This is a genomic window from Streptomyces sp. NPDC058985, assembly GCF_042740985.1.
Taxonomy (GTDB): domain Bacteria; phylum Actinomycetota; class Actinomycetes; order Streptomycetales; family Streptomycetaceae; genus Streptomyces.
Window position 1 is genome coordinate 37,437 of sequence record NZ_JBHYJX010000053.1, and the last position, 19,074, is coordinate 56,510.

20 protein-coding genes and 1 tRNA gene are annotated in these 19,074 nt (G+C 69.4%); 8 read left to right on the plus strand and 13 right to left on the minus strand.

The window, feature by feature from the left end; genetic code table 11:
• Window positions 1-5: 5 nt before the first annotated feature.
• From ACFW01_RS32860 to ACFW01_RS32870, 3 genes are all read right to left on the minus strand, one after another.
• Window positions 6-1,361: an FtsK/SpoIIIE domain-containing protein gene (locus ACFW01_RS32860; RefSeq protein ID WP_384509760.1), complete on the minus strand. Its 1,356-nt coding sequence runs from the start codon at window positions 1,359-1,361 to the stop codon at window positions 6-8.
• A 3-nt stretch (window positions 1,362-1,364) separates the two neighbouring features.
• Window positions 1,365-1,721, minus strand: coding sequence for a hypothetical protein (locus ACFW01_RS32865; protein ID WP_003950171.1), 357 nt, complete (start codon window positions 1,719-1,721; stop codon window positions 1,365-1,367).
• Window positions 1,722-1,860: 139 nt separating this feature from the next.
• Window positions 1,861-2,640 carry a GntR family transcriptional regulator gene (locus ACFW01_RS32870; RefSeq protein ID WP_224291038.1) on the minus strand — a complete coding sequence of 260 codons (780 nt, stop codon included), beginning with the start codon at window positions 2,638-2,640 and terminating at the stop codon, window positions 1,861-1,863.
• A gap of 18 nt (window positions 2,641-2,658) precedes the next feature.
• On the opposite strand from ACFW01_RS32870, the gene ACFW01_RS32875 reads away from it, so the two are divergent.
• Window positions 2,659-3,123 carry an NUDIX hydrolase gene (locus ACFW01_RS32875; RefSeq protein WP_031186072.1) on the plus strand — a complete coding sequence of 155 codons (465 nt, stop codon included), beginning with the start codon at window positions 2,659-2,661 and terminating at the stop codon, window positions 3,121-3,123.
• Between the two features lie 342 nt (window positions 3,124-3,465).
• On the opposite strand, the gene ACFW01_RS32880 is transcribed toward ACFW01_RS32875, so the two are convergent.
• From ACFW01_RS32880 to ACFW01_RS32905, 6 genes are all read right to left on the minus strand, one after another.
• The gene (locus tag ACFW01_RS32880) at window positions 3,466-4,884 is read right to left on the minus strand and encodes a hypothetical protein (RefSeq protein ID WP_234956354.1); all 1,419 of its coding nucleotides are present in this window, start codon (window positions 4,882-4,884) and stop codon (window positions 3,466-3,468) included.
• A gap of 338 nt (window positions 4,885-5,222) precedes the next feature.
• On the minus strand, window positions 5,223-5,537 hold the full coding sequence (locus tag ACFW01_RS32885) for a hypothetical protein (RefSeq protein ID WP_234956356.1): 315 nt from the start codon (window positions 5,535-5,537) through the stop codon (window positions 5,223-5,225).
• The gene (locus ACFW01_RS32890; protein WP_234956654.1) at window positions 5,534-6,265 is read right to left on the minus strand and encodes a GntR family transcriptional regulator; all 732 of its coding nucleotides are present in this window, start codon (window positions 6,263-6,265) and stop codon (window positions 5,534-5,536) included. Before ACFW01_RS32890 ends, ACFW01_RS32885 begins: the two co-directional genes overlap by 4 nt.
• 8 nt (window positions 6,266-6,273) lie before the next feature.
• Window positions 6,274-6,498, minus strand: a complete 225-nt coding sequence (locus ACFW01_RS32895; RefSeq protein ID WP_234956358.1) for a hypothetical protein — start codon at window positions 6,496-6,498, stop codon at window positions 6,274-6,276.
• Between the two features lie 181 nt (window positions 6,499-6,679).
• Window positions 6,680-6,991, minus strand: coding sequence for a hypothetical protein (locus ACFW01_RS32900; protein WP_384509767.1), 312 nt, complete (start codon window positions 6,989-6,991; stop codon window positions 6,680-6,682).
• Between the two features lie 12 nt (window positions 6,992-7,003).
• The gene (locus tag ACFW01_RS32905; RefSeq protein ID WP_384509770.1) at window positions 7,004-7,282 is read right to left on the minus strand and encodes a hypothetical protein; all 279 of its coding nucleotides are present in this window, start codon (window positions 7,280-7,282) and stop codon (window positions 7,004-7,006) included.
• Window positions 7,283-7,361: 79 nt separating this feature from the next.
• On the opposite strand from ACFW01_RS32905, the gene ACFW01_RS32910 reads away from it, so the two are divergent.
• Window positions 7,362-8,120: a GntR family transcriptional regulator gene (locus ACFW01_RS32910; RefSeq protein ID WP_234956363.1), complete on the plus strand. Its 759-nt coding sequence runs from the start codon at window positions 7,362-7,364 to the stop codon at window positions 8,118-8,120.
• Between the two features lie 195 nt (window positions 8,121-8,315).
• Entirely contained in the window at window positions 8,316-8,501 is a 186-nt protein-coding gene (locus ACFW01_RS32915) for a DUF1918 domain-containing protein (RefSeq protein WP_142199725.1), read from the plus strand.
• A gap of 166 nt (window positions 8,502-8,667) precedes the next feature.
• Here the strand turns inward: ACFW01_RS32915 and ACFW01_RS32920 are convergent.
• Together ACFW01_RS32920 and ACFW01_RS32925 are read right to left on the minus strand one after the other, a co-directional pair.
• A tRNA-Ser gene (locus ACFW01_RS32920) sits at window positions 8,668-8,754 on the minus strand.
• Window positions 8,755-8,813: 59 nt separating this feature from the next.
• Window positions 8,814-10,319 carry a S1C family serine protease gene (locus ACFW01_RS32925; RefSeq protein WP_384509774.1) on the minus strand — a complete coding sequence of 502 codons (1,506 nt, stop codon included), beginning with the start codon at window positions 10,317-10,319 and terminating at the stop codon, window positions 8,814-8,816.
• Window positions 10,320-10,584: 265 nt separating this feature from the next.
• Between ACFW01_RS32925 and ACFW01_RS32930 the strand changes: the two genes are divergently transcribed.
• The 3 genes from ACFW01_RS32930 (at window position 10,585) to ACFW01_RS32940 (ending at window position 13,546) form a co-directional block, all read left to right on the plus strand.
• Window positions 10,585-11,412, plus strand: coding sequence for a glycerophosphodiester phosphodiesterase (locus ACFW01_RS32930; protein WP_384509777.1), 828 nt, complete (start codon window positions 10,585-10,587; stop codon window positions 11,410-11,412).
• A 173-nt stretch (window positions 11,413-11,585) separates the two neighbouring features.
• Window positions 11,586-12,224, plus strand: a complete 639-nt coding sequence (locus ACFW01_RS32935; RefSeq protein ID WP_234956369.1) for an ATP-binding protein — start codon at window positions 11,586-11,588, stop codon at window positions 12,222-12,224.
• Between the two features lie 356 nt (window positions 12,225-12,580).
• The gene (locus ACFW01_RS32940) at window positions 12,581-13,546 is read left to right on the plus strand and encodes a DUF5926 family protein (RefSeq protein WP_384509781.1); all 966 of its coding nucleotides are present in this window, start codon (window positions 12,581-12,583) and stop codon (window positions 13,544-13,546) included.
• Window positions 13,547-13,790: 244 nt separating this feature from the next.
• Here the strand turns inward: ACFW01_RS32940 and ACFW01_RS32945 are convergent, their stop codons facing one another.
• Both ACFW01_RS32945 and ACFW01_RS32950 read right to left on the minus strand, forming a co-directional pair.
• Window positions 13,791-14,549 (minus strand): hypothetical protein, encoded by a 759-nt coding sequence (locus tag ACFW01_RS32945; RefSeq protein ID WP_384509784.1) that lies wholly within the window; start codon window positions 14,547-14,549, stop codon window positions 13,791-13,793.
• 55 nt (window positions 14,550-14,604) lie between these two features.
• Window positions 14,605-15,270 carry a bifunctional DNA primase/polymerase gene (locus ACFW01_RS32950; RefSeq protein WP_384509787.1) on the minus strand — a complete coding sequence of 222 codons (666 nt, stop codon included), beginning with the start codon at window positions 15,268-15,270 and terminating at the stop codon, window positions 14,605-14,607.
• A 682-nt stretch (window positions 15,271-15,952) separates the two neighbouring features.
• On the opposite strand from ACFW01_RS32950, the gene ACFW01_RS32955 reads away from it, so the two are divergent.
• Together ACFW01_RS32955 and ACFW01_RS32960 are read left to right on the plus strand one after the other, a co-directional pair.
• Window positions 15,953-17,398, plus strand: a complete 1,446-nt coding sequence (locus ACFW01_RS32955) for a PP2C family protein-serine/threonine phosphatase (RefSeq protein WP_384509790.1) — start codon at window positions 15,953-15,955, stop codon at window positions 17,396-17,398.
• A gap of 133 nt (window positions 17,399-17,531) precedes the next feature.
• Window positions 17,532-19,034: an aminopeptidase P family protein gene (locus ACFW01_RS32960; RefSeq protein ID WP_234956379.1), complete on the plus strand. Its 1,503-nt coding sequence runs from the start codon at window positions 17,532-17,534 to the stop codon at window positions 19,032-19,034.
• Window positions 19,035-19,074 lie beyond the last annotated feature (40 nt).

A 19,074-nucleotide genomic window follows, 5' to 3' on the forward strand; every position in this document is an offset into this window, starting at 1 on the left:
AGGTGTCAGGCGGTGGCCGGGGCTGTCTTGGACAGCGGCACGCGGGCCGGGGGCAGCGCAGCGACCGCGGGCCGGAAGGGCGCCAAGGCGGGCAGCTCGGGGGTGCGGTCGGCGTGCTTGTTGCAGACGTTCACAGCCTGGCGCAGCGTGGTGTGCGGGGCGCGGATGCGGTGCCAACCGCCAGTGGAGTCCCCGGCGATGGCGATGCCGCGTGTCTCGGCGGGAATCTGGATGGCGGCGAGGACGGCGTCCGGGGCGATGTCGCCGAAGGCCATGTTCGCGGACGTCTCGTCGTTGACGCGGTGGGCGGTACGGCCGGTGAGCTGGGCGCGGAGCATGGTGATGCCCTTGCCGAGTTCGGAGCCGAAGCGCTGCCCGCAGATCTCCAGGTAGACGCCGGCCGCGCGGCCGAGCTGGGCGAGGCGGACCAGGGCGGTGACGATCCGGTCCCGCCGCTTCTCTTCCTCCTTGCTGGCGAAGAGCGCGAGTTCGGCGACCTCGTCGACCAGAACGACGACCGGCACCGGCCGCAGGTCCTCGGGCAGGTCCCAGATGTCGGCGGCGATCTCCGCATCCGGCACGGCAACGCTGATCCGCTGCTCGGCTCGGATGAGCTGATACACGTCCTGCATGTGGGACACCAGCGCTTCCAGCAGCTCCAGCGCGGTATCCGGGTTGTCGGCAAGCGCGGAGAACCGTCGGGCCAGCGGGAACAGCTCGACCCCTTGCTTGCAGTCGATGCCGACCAGCGCGACGTGGTGCGGGGCGAGCCCGGCGACGAGGTTGCGTTGATAGACGGACTTGCCGGACTCGGTGGCGCCGAGGGTCAGGCCGTGCGGGACGGCGCGGTAGTCGCGGTAGTGCACCGAGCCGTCCTCCCGCAGTGCGACGGGGACACGCATCGGACGGGTGTCGGTCTTGGCCGGCATCTGCACCCGCTTGAGTACGTCGTAGCCGGTCATCCGGATCTCGACCACGCCGGAGCGCAGCTCACGGGAGGTGACGCCGTACATCCCGAAGGAGTGGCGCAGCCGGTCCGAGGCGGCGCCGACGTCGAAGGCGTCCTGTCCCGGGCGGAGTTTGAGCCGGAGGGCCAGGCCGGTGTGGGTGGGCCGCAGCCGCAGGATGCGCGGCGCGCGGGACTCCGGTGCGGGGCGGTTGGCCATCCGGGCCAGCATGAGGCGCCAGCGCGAGGGCGGGACCGTCAGCCCGCAGGCCTCCATGACGGAGGCGTAGCGGACCAGGACGCGCACGACAGCGAAGGTGACCCCGAAGGTCATCCAGTACCAGGCGGGACGCCGCCACCGCAGGAGACCCGCAGCGGCGACGACCACCAGCAGTAAGACCGTCGGCCACGCCATGGCTCAGGCCGCCTTCGAGCCTGTACCCGTGGTGGCCAGCGAGGTGACGGCGACCGCGCGGAAGGCGATGCCGTGCCGCTTCTGGCCGTTGAACTCGTTCTCCCACGGCCGGGCGACCAGCCCCGTGAGCGCGGCCGGGGTGCCCATGGTCAGGTCACCGGAGATGCCGGTCTCCGGGACGGTGACGGACAGGATCTCGACTTCGTCGTTGGCCGCGAACATCACGTCCACGGTCATCAGCTTCGCGCCGGTCTCGGCGTCGGTGGCGATCTCGCCGGTACGGCGGTCACGCACCTTGGGCTGCGGGGTCTTGGCGACCATCACGGTCGCGGCGGAGGTGTCGACGGGGATCTGACGCACAGCAGAACACTCCTCTATAGATGCTGAACTCCGTCACTCATGTACATGAGTGACATGAAGAAGAGTGCATCACTCCTGTACATGAGTCAACCCGTCGCGACATCGAAGTCACGACGGGTTGCGAGAAGTTGAGCGAGCGTCAGTCGTCGGCTGGGATCCGGTACTCGAAAACGAACTGATCAGCAGCCATGAGCGTGTCGCAGACCTCCACCACGACTCCGGCCGTCGTACGGGCCTCCCGGATCAGATGAACCACCGGCGCACCCGGACTCAGCGCCAGCTCGGAGGCTTCCGCCTTGGAGGCCGGCCGCGCTTGCAGCGTCTCGACGAACTCCGCGAACTCATGCCCGTGGTCTTCGAGTCGGGCGTAGATGCCACCGCCGCCGGGGTTCTCGGCGAACAGCTCGGGGATGTCCTTGACCACGTCCCACGGGAGGTAGGAGGAGGCGGTCTCGACCGGGGTGCCGTTGCGGAAGTAGAGGCGCCGCCGGGCGAGCACCTGAGTGCCGGCGGGGACGCCTAGCCGCTGAGCGGCATCTGCGGGAGCCTCCATGGGGCCGATGTAGAGGACGCTCACCTTGGCCGTGGCGCCGGACTGCGCGGACTCCGCGAGGTAAGCGGCCTTACCGCCCTGACGGAGCGAACGCCGGAAGCGATCGGAGGAACGGTGCCGCACCGGCGGCCGGTCCTTCACGATCGACCCCTTGCCGTGCCGGGTCTCAACGAGCCCGCTCGCCCGCACCTCGACCATCGCCTTGCGGATCGTGCCCCCAGACACGCCGTAGCGGTCCACCAGCTCCGATTCACTCGGCACCATGTCACCGGGCTTGAGCACACCCGCCCGGATCTGCTGCACGATCTCGTCCGCGATCTGCACGTACCGAGGCCCGGACCTGCCCCCCTCTACCGCAGTTCCCATAGTCCTTCTCTGCCTCCTATGCTCCTGTACATGAGTCAACCACAGGAAGCAACGTCGACGCCCCTGCACTCCGTATCCGTAGCCGGAGTCGTCGTGCGCGAAGACGGCCGCCTCCTAGCGATCCGCCGAGCCGACAACGGCACCTGGGAACTCCCCGGCGGCGTACTCGAACTCAACGAGACCCCAGAGGCCGGCGTAGCCCGCGAAGTCTGGGAAGAGACCGGCATCCACGTCGAGGTCGACGAACTCACCGGCGTCTACAAGAACACCACCCGAGGCATCGTCGCCCTGGTCTTCCGCTGCAAGCCCTCCGGCGGCACCGAACGCACCTCAAGCGAGTCAACTGCCGTCTCCTGGCTCACACCCGACGAGGTCAGCGACCGCATGGCCGAGGTCTACGCGATCAGGCTCCTGGACGCCCTAGATGGGGCTGGTCCCCATGTACGAAGCCACGACGGCAAGCACCTCATCCCAGCGGGATAAGACTTTCCCTACTTCATCAAGGCCCGCGCACGGCGCGGGCGCGCGCCGCCTGTACGGCGCGGCCCGCCTCCTGTCTTCGCCCCGGCTGGCCGCGCCCGGCGGCGCGCTCGGCGGCTGCGGGCATGAAGTGGGGAGACACCCTCCGTGGCTGGGGCGGTCGGCTCCACGGCTTTAGGCAGCCACTTTGGGGCGAGCCTCTAAGATCTTGGCCCCAACGTCGTGTCTTAACGGGCAGGTCCACAGACTGCCCGACTCGCCATCAGCTTACGGGGCCAAGATCACTCGCCCCAAAGCAGCTCCAGCCCAAAGCCGCTCCGCCGACCTCTCACCTAATCCGCAGCATCAAGGGTTCTCTTCGTCGGCCGCTTTGATCGCTTCCTCTGCGATCGCTGCAATTTCGGAAACCCTAGCTTGCTCCATTTCAGGAAAGGGGCTTTCAAGCCCCTCAGCACTAACCCACTCCCGGAGATCCTTATACAGCGGGCCGTGAAGATACTCATCCACCTTCAGGTCGCTACGCTCACTAAGGGAGCAGGCCAGTGGGAACGCATCCTCAAATTGGTCAAGAAGGAGCATTTTGGCGAGCTTGAAGTCGTCTCTTAGGGACGACACATCCCAGGACTTCACATCCCCACGTATGGCATCGAATTCTTCGGCATTCTTCTTGGCTACCCAATAGTTGATCTGCATGGCCGTCTTCTCTGCCGCCGAGTCGAACAAGTCGACATAGGCGGAAGATAGCCTCGCTGCAACCCCCCATCGCTCCCCATTAAGACAACGAGCCTCCATATCAGACCGCAGATGATCATGAATGACCGATCGAATATCAGACCGCCTAAAAAGCTTGTTTGCGACATTTCCCGACATCAGCACCCCCAACGAATAGAGTTCGTCGAGTGCCTCTGAAAGGTACTTCTTATTGACGCTTAGCCTATCGCCAACCTCCAAGTCACGCGAGGATAAAGCGGGCGCCTTCGCCAAGTACTGCCTTGAGACTTGGCCGCCATTGTGAACGATGATGTGGCGCCGTTGGAATACCTCGCGCACCCTGTCGGTGCCTAGCGTAATGTCTGCGAAGTAAATCTTAAGTCGCTTTTCAAGCCACTCTGTCCAGTCATCCAACCCCTTCCACATCAGCTGATCAACCTGACGCTGCACATGGAATTCACGCAGATCGTCGAGCGACTCAAACTCTTGGATTTCCTGCCAAGAGAATTGAGCCTCCTTGCTCATAAGCGCCTCTGGACGTAGGTGGTAATACATACCTACAATGCTGGAAAAGAGAACTTCGAAATCGCCCACGGCGGTCGTAAGGAGGGAAGAACGCAGGACTTCGAGTCGATTCCTACTCGTACGCATATGCATCATCTGAATTGCATATTTGCCTGCATCAAAGCTGTCGGTTGATGCCGCATCCAGTTCGGCAGTCATCTCCTTCATTAGGCCGTTAATGGAGGCCTTGATACCCTCGTCTTCCTCCGCGCCTTTCAGGTCTTCGTTCGGGATGGTTTCTGCCGCCCGACGGAAGAAATTGTACAGCGCCGTATTGGCGGCGTGGATTCTATCTTTTGGGATATCGCCAGCTGGGGGCACAGAGAGAGTAATCTCAAAGTTATCAGACTTCTTGATTCGATCGGGGGCGTGCTCTTCGGCGAATGAAAAGAGATCCTCGATCGCGTCCATTGCATCCTGGAATCGATGTAGAGCCCTCCGGAAATCCTGCAGAGCTTGCATCTCACGGTCTACCCCGATGTCAGTCATGTGCGGATGATAAGGCAGGACTGCTAGTCATGTGAGCCCTTTGAGTCAACCCAGCAGTAACTCCGGTTTAGCTGTCGGGGAGGTTGACGGCAACGAGAATGGGCCTACCTCGTGCAGGAGCTGTTCCGCTGGCATCCAACGTTGACATCAGCGAGCGCGGAACTTGTGCAGCGGCCCTCCTCTTGGGCCGTCCCTGGGCCATACGAGGTCACCCGACACCGACCGACAACGACAGAAGCCCACGGCATCTGAACTGGTCAGAGCCGTGGGCTTAGTCAGGCCCGCTGGTCAGCGGATGCAGTGATCAGTAGACGGGCATCCGATTGCTGGCAGGAGTGTCACCTGCGGAGCGCCCCTGCCTGGAGTCCGCTCACGGCCAGGAGGTGACCGCGGCTGTTTGCTACCCGGAGCACATTTCGCAGGGCCCCGGTCAGCTCGGTCAGCATGCGGCGCACGTCATCCGGGCCAGCATCCCGGTCACCGAGTACTGCCGAAACCTGCTCCAAGAGATCAGCCGCCATCCCGAGTTGTACCGCCTCGATGTTGTCCGCCAGGCGGGACATGTAGCCGCCGCTGTCATCCGTGCTCAGGTAGCAGGGCTTACCGTCCGGCCCCGACCACGGTAGGAGTCGCAACTCGTTCTGCGGCATCATCTGTGCGCCTGCCTTTCTTCGATCACGTGGTGGGTGCGGAATACGGCCTCGACACGGTCCCCGGGGAACACGAGCAGGGCCGCTTCAACTACTCGCCCGGTGCTGTCTGCCGCAATGCGGGTGATCGCGAGGACAGCCAAGGCTCTGTTGATCCGCAGGGTTGATGCCTCATCCGGCGTTGGGGCGCGAGCAGACACCGTCTCGTGGACCTCGGCGGGCGGCGGGTCCGGCACAGAGAAGCTGGCCTCCGCCCACGCCTCTGAGGGCCGGTCTCTCAGTGCTGTGGCCAGCGTCAGATCTCGCGGTACGTAGATGCGCGCAAGGCTGTGTGGAGACTCGCCGTCATAGCTGAGGCGGAGGAATTCGGTGAGTGGGCTTCCGTCATTCACCTTCAGAAGCGCTGTGAGGTGCCCCCGTGCGCGCATCACGGTAGTACGAACGGTCACGCGCAGGCCCACGTCTGCGGCAGTCCGAGGATCCAGCGTGCCCCACCCACCGACGTACGTGATCCTGCGCAGCGGGCGTCGGACGAAGTTGCCCTTGCCGTGGATCTTCTCGACGAGGCCCTCTCCCTGGAGCACAGCGAGGGCGCTTCGAAGCGTCGCCGTGCTGACCTTGTACCGGTCGGCCATGGCGGACTCAGACGGGAGCCGGTCACCAGGTCTGATGCAACCGGTTGTGATCTGGCGTCTCAGGTCGTCAGCGACGACGAGGCGACGGGACGTCATGAACTCCGTCACCGCCTTCTCATCATCCGCACGGCGACGAGCCGGGTCCGCCCATTGATGGTCAGCAGCTCTCCCGACTCGAACAGGAGTTGTTTCGCGCCCTGGGACAATTGGAAGAGGTCGCTCACCCGGCATGCCCGACCGCCGACTTGGATGATGTCTCCGCGCAGGACGGTGGCGGCCGTGATCTCGACGTTGGATACCAGCACACTCCCGGGGGCCCAGTTGCTCACCGCTTCACCGCCGACCGCGTGGCGTGGCTGTGGCAGGGGCAGAGGCACGTCTCGTAAATCACCGGCAGGTCGACTGGCGCCACGGACGGCGACGCTTCCGCACAGGACGTGTGAGTGCCGACCCGGCATGCGGTCGACCGGTAAGCATCAGCGGCGGTTTCCGACACTTGACGAGGAGGCATCAGCGGACACCTGCCAGGGCCGAGAACGCCTCAGCCGACAGTCGCGGTGCCACAACCACCGAACGCTGGCGTGCACGCTGCCGCTCCCAGGCCAGCACGTACGGGCGGACGAGCACGTTGTCCTCGCCCAAGAGCAGGTGAAGGCGGTCAGCGGTGTCCGGCATCCATTCCGGCACGGCCGGCGGCTCTACGGCGAACGCGGGTGGCGTCGCCACAGCCGCCAGAGACGGCATTAAGGCTCGGCGGTGCCTGCCCTTGGGGAAGTACCGCGCTCTGGTGAGCGAGACGGCATGGCGGATACGGTTGAGCACGCTGCTCAGCTCCTATCGCTGATAGCTCGGTCCCCCGACATCGCCCGTCGTGGGGGCCGCTTTGCGTACGACCGCCCAAAGGGTGCGGCCGTTCAAGTTGGTGGCGTGAAGCCCGAATCGATCGGCCTCCGCCAGGACTTCCAGGACCTCCCGCCATGACGCGGCGGAGAGCGATTCCGGCACCTCCGCCTCGACCGACGTGCACCGGTCGCGCTCCTCCACACGTGTGGTGAGCCCGACCGCCGATAACCGGGCGGCGATGGCCTCCGCGCTCACTCGCGAAGCGGGCACAGGGAAGCCTCCGTCACTCGGCGATCACTTTGAGTGAAGCTAGTTAACTAGATTAGAGCTAGTGGACTAGATTTTCCATATGCCTGAGCAGCCGCCCTATCTCCGCATCGCCGACGAGCTACGGCAGCGGATCGCGGAGCATGTGTGGGAACCGGGGGACCGGCTGCCCTCCCGCGCGCAGATCGGCCAGGAGTACGGCGTGGGCGAGAACGTCGTCCGCAGGGCTCAGGAGCTGCTGATCTCCCAAGGCGTGCTGGAAGGCCGAGCCGGTTCGGGCACCTACGTCGCCGAGCCCCGGCAGCGCGTGCGCGTGGTGCGGTCGTCGGCGCGCGAGCAGCCCGAAGAGTCGCCGTTCCGGGCCGACATGAAGGCCGTCGGCAGGCAGGGCGACTGGGAGAGCAGGACCGACGCCAAGGTGCCGGCCCCGGCGGAGGTCGCCGCCCGACTCGGTATCGCCGAGGGCGAGCTATGCGTCCGAACCGCGTACGAGTTCCTGGCCGACGGCAGGCCCGTGCAGCTCTCGACCAGTTGGGAGCCGTACGACCTCACCGCCGGCACTCTCGTCGTCCTCCCCGAAGGAGGACCGCACGCCGGGGCAGGCGTCGTGAATCGAATGGCCGCCATCGGCATCACCGTCAGCCATGCCGTCGAGCAGCCCGAGCCCAGGCAGGCAACCGCCGAGGAGGCGTCACTCCTCGGCATCCAGAAAGCCGCTCTCGTCACGCACATCCGGCGGACGTACTACAGCGACCAGGGACGGCCCGTCGAGACGGCGGACATCGTGGTGCCCGCGGCTCACTGCGAGATCGTGTACGAGATTCCGATCAGCCGCGCGTAGGTGACGGCGTGGCCGGTAGGTCGCTCACGCGGTAGACCGCCGTCACTCACCCGGGCGAGTTCTGACCCGAGCCACCAGGCGACGGGCGTTGAAGCCCCGCATGCTGATGGAGCCCCCACGTACCTTGCGGGCGGACGAGCGCCCGCTCCCCCCTGGCACGGTCTGAGAACGCGACCCAAGAACGGAGCCCGACTCATGCAAGCAACTGTCGGCGACAGAATCCGAATGCGCAGCCAGTCGGGCGCCTCAGCGGACGGTGAGATCGTCGAGGTGAAAGGGCAGAACGGCGAACCGCCGTACTTGGTGATGTTCGATGACGGTCACCAAAGCCTGATTTACCCCGGGCCCAACTCCGACTGTGAAATCAATCCCGAGGCTTAAAGATCGACCGGACACGCCCCAGGCGGCAGGCCCCTCAGGGCATGCCCCAGCCGTGCCCCTTCCGTGCCCGAACGGCCGGGAAGTCGCGGGGAACGGCGGGGTTCGGCGGGTAGCGCGTACGGCGACGGCCCCTGACCGTCGTACCTGGTCAGGGGCCGTAACACTGCGGTGGGTGTGGGATTTGAACCCACGGTGACATCGCTGCCACGACGGTTTTCAAGACCGTTCCCTTAGGCCGCTCGGGCAACCCACCCCGCGCCGGTTGTGATCGTGGCGCGGGACCAGGGTAGCGGGTCGGTCCGGGGGTGTGGGTCAGTCGTCGCCCAGCTTGGAGCCGAGGGTGAGTTCGGTGGTGTGCTGCTTGCCGCCGCGCTCGTAGGTGACCGTGACCTCGTCGCCGGGCTTGTGGGTCCAGATCTCGCCGATCAGGGTCGGGCCGCTGTCGATCACCCGGTCGCCGAGCTTGGTGATGACGTCGCCGGGCTTGAGGCCCGCGTCGGCCGCGGGGCCGCCCGCCTCGACGGGGTCGGAGCCGCCCACGCCCTGCTCGGTGAGCTTCGCCCCGTTCGTCGTCTCCTCCAAAGAGACCGAGGCGCCGATCTTCGCGTAGACCGGCTTGCCGGTCTTGATCAGCTGCTGGGCGACGAACTTCGCCTGGTTGACCGGGATCGCGAAGCCCAGGCCGATGGAGCCGGCCTGGCCGGCGCCGAAGCCGCCGTTGCTCGTGGACTGGATCGCGGAGTTGATCCCGATGACGTTGCCCTGGGCGTCCAGCAGCGGGCCGCCGGAGTTGCCCGGGTTGATCGACGCGTCGGTCTGGAGGGCGCTCATGTAGGACGCCTTGCTGTCCGCGCCGCCGTCGCTGGAGGCCACGGGGCGGTTCTTGGCGCTGATGATGCCCGTGGTGACCGTGTTGGACAGGCCGAAGGGGGCGCCGATGGCGATCGTCGAGTCGCCCACGGCCACCTTGTCGGAGTCGCCGAGGGGGAGCGGGTTCAGGTCGGACGGGGCGTTCTCCAGCTTGATGACCGCGACGTCGTAGCCCTGCGCGTTGCCGACGACCTCCGCGTCGTACTTCTTGCCGTCGGGGAAGGTCGCGCTGAGCTTGCCGCCGTCGACCGCCTCGGCCACCACGTGGTTGTTGGTGACGATGTGGCCCTGCTTGTCGAAGACGAAGCCGGTGCCGGTGCCGCCCTCGCCGTTGCTTCCCTCGGCCTGGATGGTGACCGTGCTGGGCAGGGCCTTGTTGGACACACCGGCCACCGTGCCCGCCTCGCGCTTGACGGAGCCGCCGGTGTCGGACGCGGAGACGGTCGTGGAGCCGCTGTCGTCGTTGTTCTTGGCCAGGGTGTAGCCGAGGCCGCCTCCCAGACCGCCGGCGACCAGCGCCGCGACCAGGATCCCGGCGAGCAGGCCACCTCGGCCGCGGCCCGGCTTGGGCGCGGGGGGCTGCTGGTACGAGGCTCCCCAGCCGCCGCCTCCCGCACCGTCGCCCGGGCCTTGGCCGAAGCCATGTCCGCCGTGACCGCCGTGCCCGGCGTGACTGCCATCGTCGCCGCCGCCGTACGTCGGGGTGCCGGGCGGCGGGGGCGGCGGGGGCCAGGAGGCGTCGGGCGGCGTGTGGCCCTGGGGCGCTGCCGGGGCCTGGGCGGGCGGAGCGGCGGCCGGGTCCTGGGGAGTGGCGGCCGGGTCCTGGGGAGTTTGGGACGAGGGCTGCTGCGGGGCAGGGGGCTGGGCGGAGGCAGCGGGAGCGTCCACCGGCACGGGGGGTGCGGACGGGGCCGGGGGTACCGCGGTGCCCTCGTTCTCGGTGCTCACAGCTTCTCTCCTAGTTCCACGGCAGTGTGTCGGTCACCCTGGTCGCGCTCAGCCACGCTCACGCGCGGTGGTCCACGGTCCGGCGCGATGCGGATGTGCTGGCCTTTTTGTATGCCATCAGCTTTTCCCACGGGCCGTCAGAGCACCATAAGCGGTTGCTGTGGGTCCTGGACCGTCCCTTACATGGGATATTTAAGACTAAACGGGCGCGTTGTCGATTCGACCCGATGGCACGTCTACCCGCCCGCGGTGGCACCATGACGCGGTGACCCACGCACGACAGCACCGGATTCAGGTCGTCGCCCACCGTGGAGCCTCCGAGGAGGCCCCCGAGCACACGCTGGCCGCCTACCGGAAGGCGATCGAGCACGGGGCGGACGCCCTCGAGTGCGATGTGCGCCTGACGGCGGACGGTCATCTCGTCTGTGTGCACGACTGGCGCGTCAACCGTACGTCGAACGGCCGCGGCGCGGTGTCCGCGCTGGAGCTCTCCGATCTGGCCGAGCTGGACTTCGGGGCCCGCCGGACCCGCGAGTTCTGGCGCACGCGCGACGAGCAGCCGGACTGGGAGCACCGGCCCGAGGACCGGGAGGAGACCTCCGTCCTGACCCTGGAGCGGCTGCTCCAACTGGTGGCCGACGCCGGACGGCGGGTGGAGCTGGCGATCGAGACCAAGCACCCCACGCGGTGGGCGGGTCAGGTGGAGGAGCGGCTGCTGCTGCTCCTGAAGCGGTTCGGACTCGACGCACCGGCCTCGGCCGCGGACTCCCCGGTGCGCGTGATGAGTTTCTCGGCCCGTTCGCTGCACCGGGTACGGGCCGCCTCGCCGACGCTCCCGACGGTCTACCTGATGCAGTTCGTCTCACCCAGGCTGCGCGACGGACGGCTGCCCGCGGGTGTCCGGATCGCGGGCCCCTCGATCCGGATCGTGCGCAACCACCCCGCCTACATCGAGCGCCTGAAGCGCGCCGGCCACCAGGTGCACGTCTGGACCGTGAACGACACCGACGACGTGGACCTCTGCGCGGACCTGGGCGTCGACGCCATCATCACCAACCGGCCGCGCGCGGTACTGGACCACCTCGGACGTTGATCGGACGTTGATCGGGTGCGGGGTCGGGCGCTGAATCGGGGGCCGATTCGTCCACAGGCCTTGACCCGGCGGCCCGTCTGACGCATTCTCCGGTCTCGGCCACACCGACGAAATCCAGCCACATGATTACAGGGAGTGCTCCGGCGCGTTCGTTGCGTGTTCGACCGTGTCGAATGCGTCACTGGGCGAGGACGGGCCGGTTTCCGGTTCAGGCCAGAGGGGCATCCACACCGTGGCGTGGGGCGAAGGAGGTCTCGGGGGTGGCGTTGGTGGTGGCACAGGAAGTGCCCACGTCGTCGAGCATGGCCGTTCCCCATGGCCCTGCGGGCGTGGGGAGAGCAAGGCACCGGATGCGCGAGCAGTTGCGCAGCGGCGGTGTGGCGGAACCGGTCATCGACGACGCCGTACTGGTCCTGTCCGAACTCTTGAGCAATGCGTGCAAGCACGGCCGCCCGCTGGGCGACGCCCTCGCCGGCGACGGCGACGTGCGCGCCGCGTGGCAGGTGGACCCGCGCGGCCGCCTGGTCGTGGAGGTCACGGACGGCGGCGGTCCGACCCGTCCGACGCCGGCGACCCCCTCGGTCACCGCGCACGGCGGCCGCGGGCTGAACATCATCACCGCGCTCGCCGACGACTGGGGCGTACGGGACGAGGCGCGCGGCGAGGTCACGGTCTGGGTCGTCGTCCACGACGACGTGCACGACCCGGAGGCCGGACATCGGCGCGACGACTTCGCCACCCGGATCGCGGCACCGGCGGTGTCGGAGATCCCCGGCCTGGACTTCGCGGACGCCGTCGAAGAGGCCGGCTGACCCCGCCGACTTCGGCGCGGCGTCCCTCGCACCTGCGAGGTGCGGCGGTGCGGTGGTACGGAGGCGCGGGGACGCGGCGGTGCGGTGGCGCAGCGGTGGTGGGCACAGAGGCGGCCATCCGGGACGCGGGCCGGGCCGACTCCCGTCGTCGGGCCTCGCCAGGGGCCCGGGCTTCGCGAAGCTGCCCCGTTACCCAGTCCCACCCAGTCCCACCCAGCCCACAGGCCCACAGGCCCGCAGGCCCACCTCACCCCCCGTCCACAGACGCCCCGTTGTCCACAGGTTCCCGTCGGTCCCCGCACGAACGGCTAGGCTCGCGCCGTACGAGATGAGCCGCCCACCGGGAGACACCCACGATGGCCAAGAAGCGACCCCAGACGAAGGCCAAGCGCCCGCAGGCCACCGCCGGAGAGATCCCGGTCGTCGGTGCCCGCGAACCCTGCCCCTGCGGCAGCGGCCGCCGCTACAAGGCGTGCCACGGACGAGCGGCCGCGCAGGCCACGACCGCGCTGGTGCACCGCCCCTTCGAGGGGCTGCCCGGCGAGTGCGACTGGGTGGCCCTGCGGGAGCTGGTCCCGGCCGCCACGGTGGAGCTGACCCTGCGGGACGGCCTGCCCGAGGGCGTCCCCTCCGTCACCCTGGCCACGGTGCTCCCGATGGCCTGGCCGGCCCTGCGCCGCGACGACGGCTCGGTCCTGCTCGGCCTGCAGAACGACACGGCTTCGGGCGACATCAGCCGCGACCTCGCCGACACCGTCCAGCAGGCGCTGGAGGCCGCGCCGGGCACCCCGGTGCAGGGCCGCCGCGCCCCGGCCGAGGGCCCCCGGCTGCAGGACCTGCTCGCACCCGGGGGGACGTTCGAGCCGGAGGTCCACACGGGTTTCGAGTTCTGGGTGCCGGACCCGGAGAACGCCACGCCGGAGGTGACCGCCTCCCTGGAGCGGGCCAACGCCGCGGCCATCCCGACCGTCCGGCTGCAGAGCGTGGACGCCGCGTACTGGTGCGAGACGCCGGACAAGAACCACCTGCGCTGGGTCATGCCACACGAGGAGGAGCGCCTTCTGGACGCTCTCGCGCGGCTGCACGCGGCCGGCCGGTCGTCGCTCGGCGAGGGCACCCGCCTCGTCGGCTCCTTCCGTGCCCACGGGCTCACCGTGCCGGTGTGGGACCTGCCGAGCGAGGTCACCGCGCAGGACGTCGAGAAGCCCGCCGCCGAGTTCGGTGAGCGGCTCGCCGAGGCCCTGGCCGCGGACGCTCCGCTCACGCACGACGAGCGCCGGGCGCGCGGCGGCCTGACCAACCGGCAGGTGACCCTCAGCTGACGCGCGGCGGCACGGGCCGGCCCGGCTGACCGACCGGTCAGCCGGAGCGCCCGCCGTGGAATGGGTGACTCCGGTCACAACTCACGGCGTGGACAAGCCAGTCGGTGACCGGAAAACAGGAGATCGAATTTGCTAACAGCCGATCTCTTGTTACCGTTCGAGTAGCCCGGTTGCTGGTGCATCCCCCGTCGCCAGCAACCGGGTCTTTCCATGTCCCGGGTCGCGCACACACCGCGACCGGCGGTCAACTCCCCGTTTCTGCAGGTGAGTTGCTTCGACCGCGGTCGGCGCTCCCGACGAAGCCGTTGCTTCCGCTACGCCCGGCGCCCGCGCCATCCTGGCCCTCCGCGTCGCGTCCGGTGTCCCTGTTGCTGCCGGTGCGCAGCAGCAGCGGCCCGTACCCGGCCCGGCTCGCGAACTCCGCGACCGCGGTGTATCCGGCCAATCCGCCGCGAGCGCGTTCCCGGGGTGTCTCGCAGGTGCCCGGCGCGTCCTCGGCGCTCACGGCGCACCGCGTCCGCAGGCTGCGCCCGTCGGGCCCCATGAGGCTCAGCACGGATTCGAGCCGGTCACCGGTGGCATTGCGGTAGTAGGTCCGCGCCCAGGTCTCCGGCCCCTGGGCCAGGACGCAGGTCTGCGCCTCGACGCCTTCGGGCGAGGTGAGTTCGGGACCGCAGCGCACGGCCGTGGCCGGACCGGGCGGCAGCGGCGAACGGGGAGAGGCGGCCCCGCTCGGCGCGGAGGCACCACCGGCGCCGTCGGACGCCTTGGAGTCACCGCCCTGCGAAAGGAGCCGGACGGCCGCGGGGGTGTCCGGCCCGGGGCCGGGCGGCGGCCCCGCGGACGCCACGGCGAACGGCAGCACCACCGCGCAGACCACGACGCCGGCGAGGCCGTACAGACGGACGCGCCGGCTGTCCGGCCCCCCTCGGCGCGGCCCGGCGCGGTGCAGGCCGGCGCGGCGCGGCGCGGCGGCACGGTGCTCCCCTGCATGAAGCGGCATGGTCCGGACGATAACGACGAAGGCCGGACAGACCCTCCGCGCGCGCCGGAGACCGCTACAACTCGGGCGCGCTCACACCCGTACGAGTGAGGGCGTCGACGGCCGCGTCCACCACGGCCTCCACGTCGGGCACCCAGGGCGAGGCGGAGCCGGGCAGCGGTGCCCGCTCCCAGCGGACGGCGCCGCCGCCGGTCTCGGACGGCGGCAGGGCGAGGTAGCCGCCGTCGCCGTGGAAACGCAGGGACCCGGGGACGAAATCCTTCGCGTAGAGCAGTTCGCCCAGCTGCTCCATGGAGTAGGGCCGCACCAGCAGCGACCAGCGGGTGGGCGAGGCGACGACCGGGCCGACCCGCAGGCCGGCGCGGTCGAGCGCGGCGAGGGCGTGGGCGGCCGGCAGGGCCGGCAGCGAGACCGCGCACGGGGCGCCGCCGCCGGTGGCCAGGACGATCGGTGCGGAGGGCCGGTTGCTCCACCACCAGCGCACCATGCGCGCGTCGGTGGTGGCCGCGAGGAGACCGGGGTCGAAGGGGTGCGCGCCCGGCACCGTGCACTCGGGATCGGGGCAGCCGCAGCGGTTCCGCGCCTGCGGGTCCGCCGCCACGCCCGGGAGGACGGGCCACTGCCATTGCGTCGCGTAGGTCAGGGCCGCGCCGATCAGCTCAGGCCGCCCGTCGTCGTGCCGGGACAGGAGCCTGCGTCGCCTTCCGAGGATCTCGCGCATGAGCGCTCGTTCCTTTCCGTTGCACGCCTGGCAACACCGTGGTCACTCACACCATGTGTCGAGCATTCGCTGTGCGTAGCTTGGTGGCGCATCACATCCGTGCCGCGGGACGACCCCCACACCAGGGCGCGCTCCCCCGAGCGGCACCCTGCCGGGGAACACCTCTGCCAAGGGCAGGGGAAACCCCTGTGGGTCGAGCACTGACTGCGTCCGTGACGGTCCGTCCACACTGCGTCTGGCAAAAGCATGGGCGTGGCGCGGGGGTGGCGAAGTCTGGCGTTTGCCGTTCCGCGTATTTCTCTCCGCCTCCGCCACGGGAGGATGGGGCACGGTCGTCGGTGGATAGGACGCCCGGGTCCGTCGCCAGGTTCCGGGTGGCCCCCAACCACCCCCGGCCTTCTCCGAGTACGTACCCATCACGACCGCTGTGACGCTCCGTGAAGCACCCCCAGTCGACCGCAACAAGCCGTCCTCTGGGGCAGTTTCAAGCCAATCTAGCTTTTCCGCAAGAGTTCCGGAAGGAGGCCGCTCGCACCCCACGGACACCAGGAATCCCGGCAGGACAATGCTGGACATCCCCTTACGAGTGCGTGTACATGTGGAGACACTGCTAGCGGCGCAGAATGACATGGGGGTTTGCGATGCTTTTGAGCAGTAAGCGCCGGTCGGAAAGCCGGACGCCATGAACGCCCCGCACCCTCCGAAAGTGGCCGGAATCGATTCAGCGGTCCCGTCCCCCGCACACACTGTCGCGCCCGCCGCCCCCGACGCCGCCCCGGCCGCCCCGCCGAACACCTCGGACGCCGCTGCCGCCGCGGCCGCCGCCGACGACGCCCCGGGCAAGGCCTCTGCCCCCGGCCTCCTCCTCCAGGACCGGCTGGCCGGCTGGGTCTCGGACCTCACGACCCTGCACGAACTGACCGAACGCCTGGTCCGTACGGACACCCTCTCCGACGGCCTCCAGGAGTTGCTGCGCGCCGGTGCCGCCCTGGTGGGCGCCCGGCGCGGTCTCGTCACCCTGGAGCCGGCCGACGGACTCGGCCCGGACACCACCATCGGCCTCGGGCTGGCCCGCGCCGACCTCGGCCACATCGAGACCGTGCCCCGGACCTCCCTGTCCTACGGGCGGATCCTGGACGGGCTGCCGGTCGACGAGGACGGGGTCGCCGAGCCCGACCTGCTGGCCGAGAAGGGCCTCGACCCGCGCCACCGCGAGGTCGCCGCCCGCCTCGGCTACGCCGCCAGCTACGCCCTCCCGCTCTCCGCCGAGGGCACCGGACGTCTCGGCGCCGCCGCGTGGCTCTACGACGAACCCGCCGAACCGGACGAGCACCAGCGCCACCTGGCCGGCCTCTACGTCCGGTACGCCGCGCCCCACCTGACCCGCCTCCTGGAGGTCGAACGCGCGCGCACCCGCATGGCGACGATGGCCGAGGAACTGCTGCCCTCCCGCCTGCCGCGGGTGCCCGGCGTCCAGCTCGCCGCCCGGCACCGCACCGGCCCGCTCGGCGGCGGCGACTGGTACGACGCGCTGCCGCTGCCGGACGCCGCGCTCGGTCTCTCCGTCGGCTCCGTCACCGGGGCCGGGCCCAGCGCGGTCGCCGCGATGGGGCGGATGCGCGCCTCGCTGCGGGCGTACGCCGTGATGGAGGGCGAGGACCCGGTCGCCGTCCTGTCCGACCTTGAGCTGCTGCTGCGCCTGACCGAGCCCGCCCGTTCGGCCACGGCGCTGTTCGGCTACTGCGAGCCCGCGCTGCGCCGGATCACCCTGGCCGGCGCCGGGCACAGCCCGCCGCTGCTGATCGGGGAGCGGCGCACGGAGTTCGTCGAGACCTCCGTCTCGGCGCCGCTCGGCATGCTCGCCTGCTGGGAGGCGCCCAGCGTGGAACTGCAGGCCGAAGCGGGAGAGACGGTTCTGCTGTACACGGACGGGCTGCTGCACCGCACCGGGGACCGGGCCGACCGCGCCTTCGCCCGGCTGCACGCGGCCGCCGCCGGTGTACCGAGGGCCGCGCGCCACGATCCGGACGCGGTCGCCGACCACGTCCTGCGCACCGTGCTGCCGGACGGGAAGGCCGACGAGGACTCCGAGGAGGACGTCGTCCTGCTGGCCGTCCGGTTCGAATAACGGACACTGACGCCTCGGAGGCCACGGATAACGGACGGTAGCCACCCCCCGGTAACAGGCCCTTCGCCCCTGGGCCCCCTTCCGTACGACCGTACGATGGGGGTGGTCCAGTGCCGTATCGAGGAGGATGACCGTGGCGGAGGAGCTCACCCAGGAGAACCCGGAGATCCCGGAGACCCCGGAGGCCGTGCTTGAGGACGCCGCTGACGCGGACGGCGACGAGCCGGTCAAGCAGCGCAAGAACGGCCTGTACCCGGGCGTGTCCGACGAGCTGGCCGAGAACATGAAGTCCGGCTGGGCCGACACGGAGCTGTACGACCTGGAGCCCATCGCCCAGGCCGCCGAGACCGCCACCCGCCGCGCCGCGCTGTCCGCCCGCTTCCCGGGTGAGCGCCTGGTGATCCCCGCGGGCAACCTGAAGACCCGGTCGAACGACACGGAGTACGCCTTCCGCGCCTCGGTCGAGTACGCGTACCTGACCGGCAACCAGACGGAGGACGGCGTCCTGGTCCTGGAGCCCAGGGGCGACGGCCACACCGCCACGATCTATCTCCTGCCCCGCTCCGACCGTGAGAACGGCGAGTTCTGGCTCAGCGGCCAGGGCGAGCTGTGGGTCGGCCGCCGCCACTCCCTCACCGAGGCCGGGAAGCTGTACGGCATCCCCGCCTCCGACGTCCGCGAGCTGCCGGACAGCCTCCGCGAGGCCACCGGCCCGGTGCGCGTCGTACGCGGCCACGACGCCGGCATCGAGGCCGCCCTCACCGACAAGGTCACCGCCGAGCGCGACGAGGAACTGCGCGTCTTCCTCTCCGAGGCCCGTCTCGTCAAGGACGAGTTCGAGATCGGCGAGCTGCAGAAGGCCGTCGACTCCACCGTGCGCGGCTTCGAGGACGTCGTGAAGGTCCTCGACAAGGCGGAGGCGACCAGCGAGCGCTACATCGAGGGCACCTTCTTCCTCCGCGCGCGCGTGGAGGGCAACGACGTCGGCTACGGCTCCATCTGCGCCGCAGGACCGCACGCCTGCACCCTGCACTGGGTCCGCAACGACGGCCCGGTCCGCTCCGGCGACCTGCTGCTGCTCGACGCGGGCGTCGAGACGCACACGTACTACACGGCGGACGTCACCCGCACGCTGCCGGTCAACGGCCGCTACAGCGAGCTGCAGAGGAAGATCTACGACGCGGTGTACGACGCCCAGGAGGCCGGGATCGCGGCCGTCAAGCCGGGCGCCAAGTACCGCGACTTCCACGACGCGTCCCAGCGCGTGCTGGCCGAGCGGCTGGTCGAGTGGGGCCTGGTCGAGGGCCCGGTCGAGCGGGTGCTGGAGCTGGGCCTCCAGCGCCGCTGGACGCTGCACGGCACCGGCCACATGCTCGGCATGGACGTCCACGACTGCGCCGCCGCACGGGTGGAGACCTACGTCGACGGCACCCTGGAGCCCGGCATGGTGCTCACCGTCGAGCCGGGACTGTACTTCCAGGCCGACGACCTGACCGTGCCCGAGGAGTACCGCGGCATCGGCGTCCGCATCGAGGACGACATCCTCGTCACCGCGGACGGCAACCGGAACCTGTCCGCCGGGCTGCCGCGCCGGTCGGACGAGGTCGAGGAGTGGATGGCGTCGCTGAAGGGCTGACACACGAACGGCGGCCGGGCACCTTCACGGTGCCCGGCCG

What these genes read in the sequence shown, in the direction of transcription:
- ACFW01_RS32860 (WP_384509760.1), bottom strand. Translation starts at nt 1,361, where the DNA reads ATGGCGTGGCCGACGGTCTTACTGCTGGTGGTCGTCGCCGCTGCGGGT.
- ACFW01_RS32870 (WP_224291038.1), bottom strand. Translation starts at nt 2,640, where the DNA reads ATGGGAACTGCGGTAGAGGGGGGCAGGTCCGGGCCTCGGTACGTGCAG.
- ACFW01_RS32875 (WP_031186072.1), top strand. Translation starts at nt 2,659, where the DNA reads ATGCTCCTGTACATGAGTCAACCACAGGAAGCAACGTCGACGCCCCTG.
- ACFW01_RS32880 (WP_234956354.1), bottom strand. Translation starts at nt 4,884, where the DNA reads ATGACTGACATCGGGGTAGACCGTGAGATGCAAGCTCTGCAGGATTTC.
- ACFW01_RS32885 (WP_234956356.1), bottom strand. Translation starts at nt 5,537, where the DNA reads ATGATGCCGCAGAACGAGTTGCGACTCCTACCGTGGTCGGGGCCGGAC.
- ACFW01_RS32890 (WP_234956654.1), bottom strand. Translation starts at nt 6,265, where the DNA reads ATGACGTCCCGTCGCCTCGTCGTCGCTGACGACCTGAGACGCCAGATC.
- ACFW01_RS32910 (WP_234956363.1), top strand. Translation starts at nt 7,362, where the DNA reads ATGCCTGAGCAGCCGCCCTATCTCCGCATCGCCGACGAGCTACGGCAG.
- ACFW01_RS32915 (WP_142199725.1), top strand. Translation starts at nt 8,316, where the DNA reads ATGCAAGCAACTGTCGGCGACAGAATCCGAATGCGCAGCCAGTCGGGC.
- ACFW01_RS32935 (WP_234956369.1), top strand. Translation starts at nt 11,586, where the DNA reads ATGCGTCACTGGGCGAGGACGGGCCGGTTTCCGGTTCAGGCCAGAGGG.
- ACFW01_RS32940 (WP_384509781.1), top strand. Translation starts at nt 12,581, where the DNA reads ATGGCCAAGAAGCGACCCCAGACGAAGGCCAAGCGCCCGCAGGCCACC.
- ACFW01_RS32945 (WP_384509784.1), bottom strand. Translation starts at nt 14,549, where the DNA reads ATGCCGCTTCATGCAGGGGAGCACCGTGCCGCCGCGCCGCGCCGCGCC.
- ACFW01_RS32950 (WP_384509787.1), bottom strand. Translation starts at nt 15,270, where the DNA reads ATGCGCGAGATCCTCGGAAGGCGACGCAGGCTCCTGTCCCGGCACGAC.
- ACFW01_RS32955 (WP_384509790.1), top strand. Translation starts at nt 15,953, where the DNA reads ATGAACGCCCCGCACCCTCCGAAAGTGGCCGGAATCGATTCAGCGGTC.